This is a genomic window from Flavobacterium sp. DG2-3 (assembly GCF_030730925.1).
GTDB lineage: Bacteria > Bacteroidota > Bacteroidia > Flavobacteriales > Flavobacteriaceae > Flavobacterium.
Genome location: NZ_JAVAMB010000002.1, coordinates 250,077 through 266,127, shown reverse-complemented (window position 1 = coordinate 266,127; position 16,051 = coordinate 250,077). Strand labels below are relative to the sequence as shown.

Sequence of the window (16,051 nt, the reverse complement as noted above, 5' to 3'; positions counted from 1 at the left end):
ATAAAATTCCGACAAGGGGAAATATACCCTTTTTTGTTTAGGTGAAAATATTTAAAAATTTGGGTTAAAGTGCTGTTACATAATTATTTGTAAAGATAGAATTTTACATCGTCAGTTTTAAGGTAAAAACGGGCAATCAAAAATGTAACCTATTAATAATTAATTAAATTTTTAAAATTATGTCACAACCAACACCTCTAGGTTATCCTCACGCAGGAGCCGGAACAGTAGAAATTCTTTTAGAAAAAGAAGATGGAGCAGATTATGCAGTACTTTTTTCACCAGATCCTAATAATATATTATTAAGAGATGCTGGTCTGCCAATGCAGTTTTATTATTATCCAAAAGCACCACGTCTAGCTAAGCACCCAGATGGAAGATTTAAATTTGCCATGCAGGTTTTCAAATCAGAAGGAGATTCTTCAACCGTAATTGGCGCCGAAGGATTAGAAGAAGAAGCAGGAGCATACACTACTTTAACTAGTACTATTGATCTGCCAGAAGCATTATTGAAAAAAGCAATTGACAAGCTGAAAACAAAATTGCACACCAGTTATAATAATCAGAGACAATCTAAACTTTTTGGACTGTTTTCTTATCTAAAAGGTGTCGATCGCGATTTTAATGAAACCAATGTTAGACCAATTCAGCTAACAGAAAATACGATTACGATGCATATTGTAGGCGAAAAATCGCCAAATAATCCTTTTGGAGGAGCCAATCCGTGGACATTTAATATTCAGGGAGAAGGCGCTGGAACTACATTTGGATTAGGAGATAATGCACTTTCTGTGCTTATGGGGCGCAACAGTGCTTCTTTGGTGAAAAATGCGTTAGAATCTGGCGCTAATAATTTGGTGGTTGAAAATAACATCAAATACAAAGGCTATATGCCGACTACAACCATCAAAACAACGATTGATGTAAAAAAAGTACATACTTATTTTTCTGCTAAAGCGAATGCAAGCTGGTCATTTGTAGATGTAAACTGGGAAAGCGAATACGAGAAAATCCTGACTCAGGGCGGTATTGTAAGCGAAATCATTACTGACAATCAATTTTCTAATGAAGAAAGAAAAAAAGTAGAAGAAGCGCTTTTTACCAAACAGAGAGATTTTGCTTTTCAAATGGTTCAAAAACAAATTTTTGATGCGCCAGAAAAACAATTTACACCAGCAACAACACCAGAAAAACCGGGAGGATTTTTTAGAATTCTTTTTGGCTGGGGAAGCGTGGGCGTAAGTTTGAAACACGGAAGCCAAACTAGAGAAGTAAAATTCACAGACGAAATCAAATTCTCTGCAATCGAAGTTTTAGATTCAAAAATAAGCGGAAATCTAACGCCGCTGACTTTAAAATCTGGTCCTGAAGCAAAAACGGAATTGAAAAAATATATTACTGAAATCCAGTTGGATGAAGATTTCTCTAAAGTGCAGGTAATCGCTTCTTTAAATGGAGGTTTAATTAAATTGGACAAAGACAGTGATATTGTGAATGATAATCCGGTGAGCCAAGTTTCTATTGAAGTGGGTTATCCAGATTCTAAAGGGAAAATGATCTGGAAAAGCTCAGGTAGAATGATTGCGCCAGAAGGAACTCCGTATGTAAAAAATACGAGTAAATCGGGAAAAGAAATCGATGCTATTTTTCCAGCAACTTGGAACGATAAATCGAAAGAAAAAAATGCTTTTGTGTTTGATTTCGTGAAAAACAACGGTTCTTCAAAAATTAAAGTGAAACAAGAAGTAATGTATGAAAAAGACAAGAGAATCAAGCTAAAAGATACTGTAAGAGAGTATGAATTTGAAGGGACTAAGATATTTGTACCGCTTCCAATTCAGAACATGATCAATTATACTTTGTCTACCGAAGAATTGTATGATTGCGATACGCTTGAAGTGACTTTGAAAGCAGATAAAATGTCTTCTAAAAAGTACAAGTTTACAGTAGATAATTTTGAAGATGCCATTCCGTACAGAGCTTGGTATGAAGCAGATTATACGGTTAAACCGACAGAGTACAAAGTAAAATATACTTGCAACGGTAAAATTGGCAAGAAATCGAAAAAAGTTTCTGTTTCAACAGATTACATCAAACTTGATTATCAGGAAGGCGATGTGTTGTTTGAAATTCCAACAGGAACAGCAGCTCAAAATGCCGATATCGAGAAAATCAGAGCTCCATTTATGGAATAATTTTTTTGAGACATTTTGCAAAAGGGACGTAAAGTCCCTTTTGTTTCTTAACTCACCATTCATTAAACCTAAAGATTATGCCAGATTTAAATACATTTAAGCTCGACGGAACCAAGTTGGTTCCCGTAAATAGATTCAATCTCGAGCCTGCCAAACCGAGCACCGTATTTACTGCAAGAGCAGTGGTAAAAGAAACGGAGTTTAAGGTAATCGAACATCCTGTTATTCATTCTATTGAAATTCAGCCCATTTTAATTCTTCCCATTTTTGAAAATTATTTTCCTCTAATTGAAGGAGATAAAGCGATTACAGAGAACGATTCCTTTAAGGATTATTTTAAGAATGAAATTATTCTTTTTTTTCCTCAAGTAGAAATAGAACCCAATAATGGAGCGCTATTTTATTATGAAGATGTGCCTGGAAAATCTGCAAAGGAGGACGGACTTATGGGAAGGGTAACTTTGAAATACAGCATCAAAAACAAACCGTTGCAGGCCAATCAGAAAAATATTGTTCTAAACTTGAGAGAAGCAGTTTTAAACTTAAAGGTAAAAAATGATACCGTCAAAATAAACGGAATCATAAATACTGCCACGCAAGAAATTCAGTTTGATTTGATTGATGAAGCGGTGAAAATTGCCTATTCCAATTTAGTTTCCAAAATAAGCGATTTGATGTGCAATGTCGATTTGTTTTTTGATTTCAAAGGCTATTCGAAAGTAAAGCGCAATTTTTTGTACGCAAGAGATGTGGCTATTTTAAGAAGTCAGATTACAACAAAAAAGGATCTAACCGCTAGAACAACTTTACAGCCAAAAGCAACGCTTATAAGTAGTCCGCTGATGGTCAAAACGACAACGGCAGGAACTGTTGCTCCTAAAATAGCTATTTCAGAAATTAGGAGAGACAATAATATACAGGCTGAAGTTCAGGAAGAATATGTAAAAAGTACTTTTTTGCTCAAAATCAACAAAACGGTAAATTATCCACGTTTGCCTGGCAACGATCCAAAGCTGTATCAAAATGATGATGGACCATTTGCGAATAATCCTTTCAATTTAAATGAAGATTTTTCGGAGTTTAAACAGATTTTCGTTTCAGGATATAATTTCAGCAAACTGTCGATATATAAATCGATGGTTCAGCCCAATACTTTCTTGCTGATTTCAAAAACGTACAGCCTTTCAAAAGATTTAAATACGATGAAACCCTGTGTGACTACTATTTTTCATGCTCATGAAGAAGACACAGGAACATCTGAAGAGATTTCGCAGATTACGTTTGAGTTTGTTATTGGTCCGAATCTTTCCAGTTTTGATCTGGCTAAATTGAAAATTGCGCTTTTGCAAAACAATTTTATAGACGGAGATCCGGCAGATTATTTTGATAAAGTGCAATTCTTGTTTCCTAATGATTTGGGAGCCGAGTATGAAGTAAACGGCAATCATTTTCTTCAGCAAGCACAAATTACTACTGATGGCAAACATTTTATATTTAAAATCTCAACCGAAAACCTTTCTGAAGCCAGCATCTTGATTAACGCGCTCAATAATACCATTTCGCAATACGCTAACATCAATTTTAAATACAAAGAAATAAAAGATACAAGCGTTGTAGAACTAAATCTAGAGCAGACAATTGGAGAAATAGTGGATACTTTGATTGATAATGCAGGAAAGAAAATCCAAGTTAACAATCAGTCGATTTCAAATTGCAAGCTTAATTCAATTCTGTTGCTTTACAATCAGAATGCAACGTATTTGAATAGTGTTTTCTTTAAAAATTATCCGCAGTTAATCAGCAACGATATAAAGTTTTTAGATTTTTCGTCAATCAATCCAACCGCTTTGGGCGAAATTAAAAATGTGTTTTTTGATTTTGAAAACATAGAAAATATTACTTCTGAATTTAGTCAGGTTGTTTCACAATCAACGGCTTATAATCGATACATTCAAGTTCAGGTTAAAAGCCAGGCGGCGGCAACTAGCAGAATTACTTTGGAATTAACTGTTCAGGAAACGGGAAGTAAATTTGCCATCGAACGCTTAAAATCGGAATTCTCGACCCCCATATTGTTCAATTTTATTGTAAAAAATACGGCGAACAATAATACTCTGATTTCATACAAAGTCAATTATTTTGACAAAAATGATAATCTAACAGGTTCCAAAAATGATGTTTTTGATTTTTCTAAAGCATCAATTATCACCATAAATAAAAAATAATGAGAACCATAAAAGCAGGCACAAAATCTCCTGAAGTTTATTATTTAAACGAGCTTTTGTCCAAATTAAATTACGGCGTTGTCGTTTCCGATTATTTCGGAAGTGAAACCGATAAAGCAATCAAAGATTTTCAGCTAAAGAATAATCTTGTGGTTGATGGAGTAGTGGGGCTTAAAACATGGTCGGCACTTTTGGAGAAAAATAAAAACGGTTTTTCGACCAACACTAAATTATTATCAGAACAGGATTTAATTGATTTTTCAAATCAGTTTAATTTAGAACTCGCAGTTGTAAAAGCGGTGAATGAAGTGGAAAGCAACGGAAAAGGTTTTTTAATCGATGGTCGCCCGAAGATTTTGTTTGAAGGACATATTTTCTGGCGAGAACTGGAGAAAAGAAATATTGATCCAAACGCTTACGCGAATGCGAATACGCAAGATGTTTTGTTCGAAAATTATACTAAAAAACATTACGTTGGCGGAACAGCTGAATATGCGCGTTTAGAGAAAGCACGTAATCTTGGTCAGGACAAAAGAATAGCTGATGCGGCAAATAGTTCGGCTTCTTGGGGACTTTTTCAAATTATGGGTTTTAATGCGATTTCTATCGGTTATAAAAGCATTGACGAATATGTAGAAAAAATGAACCAGAATGAAGGGGAACATCTGAAAGCTTTCGGAATGTTTCTAGAAAAGAACAATTTGATTGGATTGCTGAGAAGTAAAAACTGGGCTTCTTTTGCTTTAAAATATAATGGTCCAGCGTACAAAACCAATAAATATGATGAGAAGTTGGCGCGTGCTTATGCTAAGTATGCTAGATAGTTTGTTTTTAATCGTGAAAGGCGCAAAGTTTCTTAACCGCAAGGTGCGCTAAGGTTTACGCAAAGATCGCAAAGCTTTTTGTAAAGTAATTTTTTAATCGCGCAAAGGCGTAAAGTTTTTTAACCGCAAGGTGCGCTATAAGATTTACGCAAAGTTCGCAAAGCTTTGTGCAAAGTAATTTTTAATCGCGCAAAGTCGCAAAGTCGCTAAGTTTTTTGTGGTTTTATTAAAAAAGAAAAGTTCGCAAAGCTTTGTAGATATAGCTTTGCGAACTTTTTAATTTATAAACGAAACACAATGTGTAAAATTCTTAGCGTCCTTTGCGGTAAAAAATAAACGCAACGTTTTCAAAACATGAAGCAAAAAAATCTATCTCAATGTTGCTCCAAGTTCAGTTTCGAAAGTCTGCTGTAATTTAGACATGATTTTATCGATCTGAGCATCGGTTAAAGTTTTAGTATTGTCTTGAATAGTAAAACTCAAAGCGTATGATTTTTTGCCTTCTGGCAATTTATTTCCTTGGTAAACATCAAATAGATTAACGTCTTTTAAAAGTGCTTTCTCTGTTTGTTTTGCCAAGTTGAAAATGCTTTCGTAAGTCGTTTTTTCGTCAATTAATAAAGCTAAATCTCTACGAACTTCAGGATATTTAGGGATTTCAGTATACTTAATTTTTCCTGTGATGATTTTTAAAACCAAATCCCAGTTAAAATCAGCGTAATAAACGTCTTGTTTAATACCGAAATGCTTCAAAATAGGTTTTTTAATCACACCCATTTCAACTAGAATATCATTGTTGTACGTAATCGCAGTTCCTTCAGAATAAATATCTGACTGAACTGGGGCATTCGAAATCTTTTCAATTCCTAAACGAGATAGAATCGCTTTTACATATCCTTTCAACAAGAAGAAATCAGTTGTTTTTTGAGGGTTTGTCCAGCTTTCTTTGTTTCTGTTTCCAGAAATTAAAAGAGAAAGGTGTTTGTGCTCTTCGTATCCGTTAAGATATTTATGATAGGTTTTTCCGAATTCAAATAACTTTAAATCCGAATTTCTTCTGTTGATATTGTATGATACCGCTTCTAAACCAGAAAATAATAAAGACTGGCGAAGTGTTGCTAAATCACTGCTCAACGGGTTCAGCATCGAAACGTTGTGTTCTTCTTTTAATGAAGTAGATAATTTAGCGTAAGCTGCAGTTGTCAGTGAATTTGCCATCATTTCGTGAAAACCTTGCGAATTCAATTGAGATGCAATTACATTCTGTACTTTGTAATCTTCTGTTCTTGGCGAATTGGCTACTGTAGCATTAAATTTCTTAGAGAAATTGATGTTATTATAACCGTAAACTCTTAAGATTTCTTCGATTACGTCAATTTCACGCTGAACGTCTACACGATAAGCAGGAATAGTTAAACCTAAACCAGAATCTGAAACGCTGTTTACTTTAATGTCCAGTGAAACTAAGATTTTCTTAATCGTGTCTTTCGAAATTTCCTGCCCGATAATTTTAGATACATGGCTGAAATTCAATAAAACAGAAAAATCTTCTACTTTTTTAGGATATACTTCCACAACATCAGAAGTGATTTTTCCGCCTGCAACTTCTTGAATTAAAAGTGCAGCACGTTTTAAAGCGTATTCTGTAATCGTTGGATCAATTCCTCTTTCAAATCTAAAAGAAGCATCTGTACTTAATTGGTGTCTTTTAGCTGTTTTACGAATGCTAACCGGATCAAAATAAGCACTTTCTAAGAAGATAGAAGTAGTTCCGTCAGAAACGCCAGATTTTTTTCCTCCAAAAACTCCCGCAATACAAAGCGGACCTTTTTCGTCGCAAATCATTAAATCTTCTTTGCTTAAGGTTCTTTCTACGTCGTCTAGCGTAACAAATTTTGTTCCTTCTTCAACTGTTTTTACAATCACTTTTCCGTTGATTTTCGCAGCATCAAAAGCGTGTAAAGGCTGTCCTAATTCATGTAAAACATAATTAGTAACGTCTACAATATTATTTTTTGGAGTTAATCCAATAGCTTTTAAACGGTCTTGCAACCAGCTTGGAGATTCGTGAACAGAAATTCCAGAAATAGTTACACCGCAATATCTTGGAGCCAAATGAGTATCTTCAACATTTACGTCAATTTTAAGCGTACGCATGTCAACTCTAAAATTGCTTACAGAAGGCGTGATCAATTCTACGTTTACACCACGCTGCAACATTCCCGCTCTTAAATCACGAGCAGTTCCAAAATGGCTCATCGCATCGGCACGGTTTGGCGTCAATCCGATTTCGAAAACTTCATCATTTGCAATTTGGAAAACTTCAGATGCAGGAGTTCCAGGAACCAAATCTTCTGCTAGAACCATAATTCCGTCATGGCTTGTTCCTAAACCTAATTCATCTTCAGCACAGATCATTCCGTGACTTTCCTGTCCGCGGATTTTTCCTTTTTTAATGGTAAATTCAGCACCTTCTTTATCGTATAAAACGGTTCCAATTGTGGCAACTGGCACTTTTTGTCCCGCAGCAACGTTTGCAGCACCGCACACAATTTGAACTGGAGCTTCTAAACCGACATCAACTGTAGTAACTTTCAATCTATCAGCATCAGGATGTTTTTCGCAAGTCAGAACATGTCCAACAACAACTCCTGCTAAACCTCCTTTAATTGATTCGTATTTTTCGACAACTTCTACTTCTAAACCTAAATCTGTTAGTAATTCAGAAGTCTGTTCAGATGTCCAATCTGTTTTAATAAATTGTTTTAACCAGTTGTAAGATATTTTCATTGTAGCTATTTAATTCTTGAATAAGGTTACAAATATAAGGATTGCGCTTTGGAGTAAGAAAAAATTATGTGGTTTTTTCTCGTTGTTTTTTATTGAATAGAAAATGCTATGCTTTAAGCTTTTAATAATTTATAGGTCAAAATTTTAGCGAATGAATAGTGTAAATGACTAAAAAAACGGATTGTGTAATTTTTGTGCTACAAGATGAATGAAAAGTGCTATTCTGTTTCTTTTTATGAAACTAAATTTGGAGTAAATCAAAAAAAGAATATTATGAGTACCTCAGTAAAAAGACCTGAATTTAAGGCAAAGTATGATAATTATATTGGCGGAAAATTTACTCCACCAATTTCAGGAGAATACTTTGACGTGCTTTCTCCAATAGATGGAAAAGTATTTACAAAAGCAGCGCATTCTGGAAAAGCAGATTTAGAATTGGCTGTAGATAAAGCCTATGAAGCGTTTAAGACTTGGGGAAAAACTTCTGCAACCGAAAGAAGTATTTTATTAAATAAGATTGCACAAAGAATTGAAGACAATCTAGAATATATCGCGGCAGTCGAAACGGTAGACAACGGAAAACCAATTCGTGAAACGCTAGCTGCGGATATTCCGCTGGCAATTGACCATTTTAGATATTTTGCAGGTGTAATTCGTGCAGAAGAAAGTTCGATTGCTGAACTGGATTCTCAAACTGTTTCTATCGCTTTAAGCGAACCATTAGGTGTGGTAGCGCAAATTATTCCGTGGAATTTCCCAATTTTAATGGCAGTCTGGAAAATCGCTCCAGCTCTTGCCGCAGGAAATACAATCGTTTTAAAACCAGCGGAAAGCACGCCAGTTTCAATCATGGTTTTAATGGAAGTAATAGGAGATATTCTTCCTCCGGGAGTTTTAAATATTGTAAACGGTTTTGGTGCCGAATTAGGCCGTCCGTTAGTAACCAATAAAAAAGTATCAAAAGCGGCATTTACCGGTTCTACCACTACAGGACGTTTGGTAATGCAGTATGCGACTGAAAATATTATTCCGGTAACTTTAGAATTAGGAGGTAAATCTCCAAATATTTTCTTCCCTTCTGTAGCAGATCATGATGATGATTTCTTTGATAAAGCGGTGGAAGGTGCGGTTTTATTTGCTTTGAACCAAGGCGAAATTTGTACTTGTCCTTCGAGATTATTAATTCACGAAGATATTTACGACAAGTTTATCAAAAAAGTAATCGAAAGAACAGAAGCCATTGTAGCTGGAAATCCGCTGGATAAATCGACTATGATCGGTGCGCAGACTTCGATTGTTCAGAAAGAAAAAATTATGTCTTACATCAAATTAGGAAAAGAAGAAGGCGCAGAATTGCTAACAGGAGGTGATGAAAATAAACTCGGAGGAGAATTAGCTGAAGGTTATTATATCAAACCGACTTTGTTTAAAGGCCATAACAAAATGAGAATCTTTCAGGAAGAGATTTTTGGACCTGTATTGGCGGTTACCACTTTCAAAACTACTGAAGAAGCAATTGAAATTGCCAACGATACCATGTACGGACTAGGAGCAGGGGTTTGGACAAGAGACGCGCACGAAATTTATCAGGTTCCGAGAGCAATTCAGTCTGGCCGTGTTTGGATTAATCAATATCATTCTTATCCTGCTGGTGCTCCGTTTGGCGGTTACAAACAATCTGGAATTGGCCGTGAAAATCACAAAATGATGTTGAGCCAATACCGCCAAACCAAAAACATGCTGATTTCTTATGACAAAAAGAAATTAGGATTCTTTTAAAGAATATAAACTTGAGAATGGAAAATTCGATAGGTTTTCTATTCTCTTAAAACTATAGAATTATGCTTCCAAAAACAATGAAAGCTGCGGTCGTTCGAGAATTCGGATCTCTTTTGAAAATTGAAGAGGTCGAAGTAAAACGTCCAGGCAGAAACGAAATTCTTGTAAAAGTAATTGCAAGCGGAGTGTGTCATACTGATTTACATGCTGTAGAAGGCGATTGGCCGGTCAAGCCTAAAATGCCTTTAATTCCGGGACATGAAGCTGTTGGCTATGTTGTCGCAGTTGGGCAGGATGTGAAAAACGTAAAAGAAGGAGATGCTGTCGGCGTGCCTTGGCTTTATAGCGCTTGCGGTGGCTGTGATCATTGCATTACGGGTTGGGAAACTTTATGCGAAAGCCAGCAGAATGGCGGTTACAGCGTAGACGGCGGATTTGCAGAATATGTAATTGCAGATGCCAGATATGTTGGAATTTTGCCTTCTAATGTCAATTTTATTGAAATGGCTCCTATTTTATGCGCTGGAGTTACGGTTTACAAAGGATTGAAAGAAACAGAAGTGAAACCTGGAGAATGGGTTGCAATTTCTGGAATTGGAGGTTTAGGGCATGTTGCTGTGCAATATGCAAAAGCTATGGGAATGAATGTGGCTGCAATTGATATTGGAGATGATAAATTGGATTTGGCAAAAAAATTAGGTGCCGATTTGGTGGTTAATGCAAAGAATCAAAATCCTGGAGAATTCTTAAAGAAAGAAGTCGGTGGAATGCATGGGGCATTGGTTACCGCAGTTTCTCCAATAGCTTTCAAACAAGGGCTTGAAACATTGAGAAGAAAAGGTACAATGGCATTAAACGGACTTCCTCCAGGTAATTTTGATTTGTCTATTTTTGATACTGTTTTAAATAGAATTACCATAAGAGGTTCTATTGTTGGAACCAGAAAAGACATGAAAGAAGCAATCGAATTTGCAGTTGATGGAAAAGTCAAAGCCACAGTAACCACTTCAAAATTGGAAGATGTAAATACTGTTTTCGATAAAATGAAAAAAGGTGAAATAGAAGGAAGGATTGTGCTCGACATAGCACATTCTTAAATAGTTGGTTATGTTTCGAAGCAGTAAATTCTTAATTGATATTTACTGCTTTTTTTAATTTTAAAAGTTATGATAAAACGAATTGACGCTACAGAAAAAGCAATAGAATTAATTAAAATTCTCAAAGAAAAACACGGTGATTTGATGTTTTACCAAGCAGGAGGATGCTGTGAAGGAACGCAACCGCAATGTTTTGAAAAAGGAGGTTATTACCAACGCACTGGCGATGTTTGTATTGGTGTTGTCGAAGACACGGAATTTTGGGTAGACAAAGATTTATTTGAATATTGGAAACACGCCCATTTTACCTTAACCGTAATTGACGCCTTTGGAGTAGGAGGTTTTTCATTAGAAACGCCTTTAAAGAAAACATTTCAAATTGAGTACAGAATTTTTACTCCAGAAGAAGAAAAGAATTTAGAACCCGTTATTAGAATAGAGTAGTGTTTTGTTTGTAAAACAAGTCACTTTACGGAGTTACTTGCGAAGATTCCTCGTTCCTCGGAAAGACAAAAAAAAACAGTACTCCTATTTCAGTTTCGGTATTCAGCATATAGTAAAAAAGCTTTAAAGAAAACTTCGCGACTTAGCGCCTTAGTGGCTAAAAAACTTAGAACCTTAGCAGCTTAGAACCTCAGAAGCTTTTTAGCATACATAAAGCAACTGATACTGCTTCGGCGTTATCCCTTCATATTTCTTAAACAATCGAATAAAATAATTGGCGTCTTCAAAACCTGCTAAATAACAGACTTCATTAATTTGAAGTGTTGGGTTTTTCAAAAGATTTTTAGCACATTTTATTTTTTCATTCAAAATATATTCAATCGGACTCATTCCGAGTTCGCGCTTAAAGAAACGGTAGAAAGAAGTAGTGCTCATACAAGCTTTTTCGCTTAGCATTTTTAAGCTCATGTTTTCTTTCAAATTCTGTTTGATATATTCTGTAACTTCTTTAATTGGATTATTATCTTCAAGAAATTTTCCTTGATCTAGAGATTTTACAGTTTGCGTCTGAATAATTCTAATCAGCAATTCTTTTAAAGTCAGATCGGCAAAAATATCTTTGGTAATCGATGTGCTCATACATTCTTTTATGAGTTTATTGATTGTCGCTGCCATTTCGACATTATTGTAAAAGAAATAATTCTGATAGTTCAGCTGCCAGTACATATTAGTTCCTTCTTTCGGATATTGCTCGTTTAAAAAGTTTAAGATTTCAGCAATTTTATCTTGGTCAATTGCTAACGCCAGACATTGCGTCGGATTATTTTTGGAAGCTTCAGGAAAATCAATTTTCATTTCTACATTCGAAGGCACAATCACCGTTTCGCCAGGAAGATAAACGAATTCTGGATCATCAAAAAGATGCATGATTTTTTTGCCTCTCAGCATACTGGTTACCACTAAATCATTAAACTTCAACGGAACTTTATGGGTCGACTCGTAGGTTTCAAACAGATTCAATTCGCAATGGTTTAAATTGTAAATGGTTCTGTTTTCTACAAGAGTCTTTAATGATTTTTCTTGCGATAATTGGAGCGGATTGACTAAAAATCGTTGATTATTCATTAAATTTAATTTTTGGTGAAGACTCTAAATTTAATAAAAATATATGTAACATCTAGATATTTAAGCCTTTTTTATGCTTTGTGTAAGAATAGATTAAGTTATAAAAGCTTGAAAGCTTTCAATAAAAAAAGAGAGAATTTTGGCTCTCTCTTTTTTCATTTCTGTTTTCATTTCAATTATTCTGTGGTGCATACTGAAGCATGAACGATGAGCCAGAAATTTCCATCTCCACTATAGCTTAAATTATAGCTATCTGTGGTAGCATTGTTTAAAGTGTGCTGATTGCCAAAATGGCCAGGAGCGGCTGTTTCTGGTCTCTCATCTGACAAGTAAACATGAGTTTCTGTAAATACAGTTCCAGGATGAGTAGCATTTATAGTAACTTGAACATTACTTCCTTGAATAACAACTGTTACGGTTCCAGCCAAATATCCATTATTGATATTATTTTGTCCAGCTCCTGCGTATAAATTGTAAGTATAAGTTCCATCAACTACACTATCGTAATATGTAGCCCAGCCCCATTTTTCGGAGATTTCTAATCCGTTGAAAGTGTAATTTCCAAACATATAAGCGGTATCGCATGTTGTAACTGGAGGCGGAGGCGTGTCGCACGTTCTTAAGCAGTAGTTAAAATACGTCGCCCAGTTTTTGCCAGGAAAATTGATATCACCAGCCCAGCCAGTTTCTGTTCTGATAACGGTTCCGTTTACAATATTTTTCATGCTAGAATGTGCCGCAATAAACAAACATCTGTTAGCATCTAACGTTATAGACGAAAGCGGAATTGTAAAAGTGTAGCTCTGAACTAAAGGGTTAAAAGATTTTTTATAAGGAAATTGCCCGGGAATTGGATTTCCATTTTTTGCGGGTATATTGGCATAAGGACCTACATATAAATGAAGTTCACTAAAATACCAGTCTTGAATTGCAGTGTAGGTTACGTAAAGATTTGTAGCGTCATTTTCAATTAAAACTTTTCCAGCATTGGTAAACTGGCCAGCCATAATGTTAATTGATATTGGATCGCATTCTGAATAAGTTCCTTTTGCGGTGGCAGTAGAACTATCCAATTTTTTGGCCTCAGTTTGAATGTCAGTACCCACAGGTTCGTCGGTACAATTGACAGTCAGAAAAGCGAAAACTACAAGTGTAAGAATTTTTTTCATCGTAATAAGTAGTTAAAAATTAGTAACAAAGAAAAAATCAAATGCAGCTTTAAATGAGGGAAATTTAAATTGCTGTTACAAATTTTATTACTTATTTATCAGATTTCAAAAAATAGTCGTCTAACGAATGATTTTACCGCTAAATTGTTTATTTTTTAATTTTCAGAACCTGTTTCTGAATTTATATCAATTCTTCAATATGTTTTTTGATATTTTCTGATATTTTTTTGGTAGGAAGATCGTTTTCATCATTTCCGAACGGATCTTCAATTTCTTCGGCAATAAGTTCTAAACTTGCCAAAACATAAAAGATAAAAACTACCACAGGTGCAACCAGATAACCTAAACTGACAGAATATCCAAACGGAAGCGTCATCGTATAAAAGAAGATGAATTTCTTTATAAAAGCGCTGTAAGAGTAGGGAATAGGAGTGTTCTTAATACGCTCGCATGCTCCGCAAATGTCTGTAAAAGCAACTAATTCGTCATTTAGCGTAATTAGCTGCTCTCCAGATATTTTTTTCGCATCATACAAATCATTGATTTTATGATACATTATTTTTTTTAATTGATTAGGCTTATGTTTGTGCTGATCGATTTCGAGTTCAACATCTTCAAACAGCATTTTTCCTGTGTCTTCATCTTTCAAATGCTGATGAAGTATTTCTGCATACATCGGAATGTATTTTCTAAAAAACTTTTTGTCGTTTTCATCTTTTAAAATTGCTGAAAGTTTGATAGCCAGATTACGGCTGTTATTCACCAGTCCGCCCCAAAGTTTACGGCCTTCCCACCATCTGTCATAAGCCGTATTGGTTCTAAAAACCAACAAAAGCGAAATTACAAATCCAAGCATTCCATGCATAATTGGAATGTTGTGGATATAATCGTTTTTGGTTACTTTAAAATAATGAAGTTCGAGATAACAGACGGCTGTGGCATATATTCCAATGGCAATCATAATCGTAAACAGTTTTCGAACTGTATCAGATTTATGGAAATGAAAAATAAAAGCAAACCAGTCTTTGGTGTTGTACGAAATCATTTAAGTGGATTTTGAAACAAATTTACTTAAAAATTGATATTTCCAGCTAATTCTTTTAAGGCAATTTCAGATAATTTTGCTTCGTATTGTGCATTGCTGTAACGTACTTTGGCGTTGACATAATTCAGCTGAGCGGTTCTAAAATCAAGCGTTGTAATCGTTCCGATTCTAAATTTATCCAATGTAATGTCTAAATTTTGTTTGGCAATGGCTTCATTATCCTGTTCCAGATCAATTAATTCTAAATTGGTTAAATACGTTTGGAATGCAGTGCTTAGCTGCGTGCTCAAAACTGTATTTTGCTGTTCTATGGCAAGCGTTGAATTTTCAATCTGAAGTTTCGCTACTTTTTCATTTCGGTGCTGGTTGAAACCGTCAAAGATATTCATAGAAGCATTAAAACCGTAGTTTAAACCTCTAGAAGATGTTTCGCTGGTAAAACCCAAACTCGATTGGCTTTCGTTAAAATTATAGCCTGTGGTTAAGCGTAAGGTCGGATAACGGTCTGCTTTTACCTGTTTGAGCTGTAATTCGGCTATACGTTTGTTGATGATTTGTGCTTCTAAAGCCGGATTTTGTTTTTGCGCCAAATCCATTAAATCGGCTAAAACCAATTTATTGTCTACCACAACTTCATCGGTAACCTTGAAATCAATTTTAGGATCGCGTGCCAAATGCTGGTTCAATAAGATTTTGCCATTAGCGTAAGCTTCTTTTTGTCTTAGCAGAGCAACCTGATCGGAGTTTAAATCAACTTGCGCGTTTAAAACTTCTAATTTTGAAGCTTTTCCAATGCTGAAACGGTTTTTAGCCAAAGTCAGGCGCTGATTCGAAATTACAATTGTAGTGTCTAAGGCCGCTAGTTGCTGCTGCATTTGCACTAAATCATAATAAGCCGAATTTACCTGAGCAATTTTGACTAGAATGGTTCTTTTCAATTCTGCGTCACCCAATTTCTGAAGTTCTTTCAGCTGATCTAGTCTGGCAAACATTTTCATTCCGTCAAAAACCGTCCATCCTAAACTCACACCATAACTTAAACTGTTGTTTTTAGCATTGTCAAGCGATGTGCTTGTCCCGTCCTGACGTGTCTGAGACGAATTCATAATGCTGTTATTGTCGGTAACATTGGCCGTTGCTGTTGGCAGCATTCCAGCGTTTCCAATCGTTACGTTGGTTTCGCTTATTTTGGAATTATTTTTAGCAATTTTAATTTCAAAATTATTCTCCAGCGCTATAGTCATAGCCTGTTCAATAGTAAGAACTTCCTGCGCCTTGGTCTGAACCATGCAAAAGAACAGGATAATTGCTGTACAGTATATTTTTTTGATATTCATATTCTTTTTCTTTAACCAAAA

The 16,051-nt window shown here is 35.3% G+C and carries 11 protein-coding genes; 6 read left to right on the top strand and 5 right to left on the bottom strand.

Annotation, left to right across the window (positions count from 1 at the left end):
* Positions 1-179 precede the first annotated feature (179 nt).
* From Q9Q97_RS05145 to Q9Q97_RS05135, 3 genes are all read left to right on the top strand, one after another.
* A complete protein-coding gene (locus Q9Q97_RS05145; RefSeq protein ID WP_306155294.1) occupies positions 180-2,195 on the top strand; it encodes a hypothetical protein in 2,016 nt (671 codons plus the stop codon).
* A gap of 77 nt (positions 2,196-2,272) precedes the next feature.
* A complete protein-coding gene (locus Q9Q97_RS05140; protein ID WP_306155292.1) occupies positions 2,273-4,420 on the top strand; it encodes a hypothetical protein in 2,148 nt (715 codons plus the stop codon).
* Positions 4,420-5,244, top strand: coding sequence for an N-acetylmuramidase family protein (locus Q9Q97_RS05135; protein WP_306155291.1), 825 nt, complete (start codon positions 4,420-4,422; stop codon positions 5,242-5,244). Before Q9Q97_RS05140 ends, Q9Q97_RS05135 begins: the two co-directional genes overlap by 1 nt.
* 369 nt (positions 5,245-5,613) lie before the next feature.
* Here Q9Q97_RS05135 and pheT read toward each other — a convergent pair whose 3' ends face one another.
* The gene (pheT, locus tag Q9Q97_RS05130; protein WP_306155290.1) at positions 5,614-8,034 is read right to left on the bottom strand and encodes a phenylalanine--tRNA ligase subunit beta; all 2,421 of its coding nucleotides are present in this window, start codon (positions 8,032-8,034) and stop codon (positions 5,614-5,616) included.
* 273 nt (positions 8,035-8,307) lie between these two features.
* Here pheT and Q9Q97_RS05125 point away from each other — a divergent pair, with 273 nt between their 5' ends.
* From Q9Q97_RS05125 to Q9Q97_RS05115, 3 genes are all read left to right on the top strand, one after another.
* Entirely contained in the window at positions 8,308-9,813 is a 1,506-nt protein-coding gene (locus tag Q9Q97_RS05125; protein ID WP_306155289.1) for an aldehyde dehydrogenase family protein, read from the top strand.
* A 62-nt stretch (positions 9,814-9,875) separates the two neighbouring features.
* Positions 9,876-10,910, top strand: coding sequence for an alcohol dehydrogenase AdhP (adhP, locus tag Q9Q97_RS05120; RefSeq protein WP_306155288.1), 1,035 nt, complete (start codon positions 9,876-9,878; stop codon positions 10,908-10,910).
* Positions 10,911-10,979: 69 nt separating this feature from the next.
* Positions 10,980-11,354, top strand: a complete 375-nt coding sequence (locus Q9Q97_RS05115; RefSeq protein WP_306155287.1) for a DUF779 domain-containing protein — start codon at positions 10,980-10,982, stop codon at positions 11,352-11,354.
* A 201-nt stretch (positions 11,355-11,555) separates the two neighbouring features.
* Here Q9Q97_RS05115 and Q9Q97_RS05110 read toward each other — a convergent pair whose 3' ends face one another.
* The 4 genes from Q9Q97_RS05110 to Q9Q97_RS05095 form a co-directional block, all read right to left on the bottom strand.
* The gene (locus tag Q9Q97_RS05110; protein ID WP_306155285.1) at positions 11,556-12,479 is read right to left on the bottom strand and encodes an AraC family transcriptional regulator; all 924 of its coding nucleotides are present in this window, start codon (positions 12,477-12,479) and stop codon (positions 11,556-11,558) included.
* A gap of 176 nt (positions 12,480-12,655) precedes the next feature.
* Positions 12,656-13,648, bottom strand: a complete 993-nt coding sequence (locus Q9Q97_RS05105) for a hypothetical protein (protein ID WP_306155283.1) — start codon at positions 13,646-13,648, stop codon at positions 12,656-12,658.
* A gap of 181 nt (positions 13,649-13,829) precedes the next feature.
* Entirely contained in the window at positions 13,830-14,693 is an 864-nt protein-coding gene (locus Q9Q97_RS05100; protein ID WP_306155281.1) for a bestrophin family protein, read from the bottom strand.
* Between the two features lie 26 nt (positions 14,694-14,719).
* Positions 14,720-16,030, bottom strand: a complete 1,311-nt coding sequence (locus tag Q9Q97_RS05095; protein WP_306155280.1) for a TolC family protein — start codon at positions 16,028-16,030, stop codon at positions 14,720-14,722.
* Between the last annotated feature and the right edge of the window lie 21 nt (positions 16,031-16,051).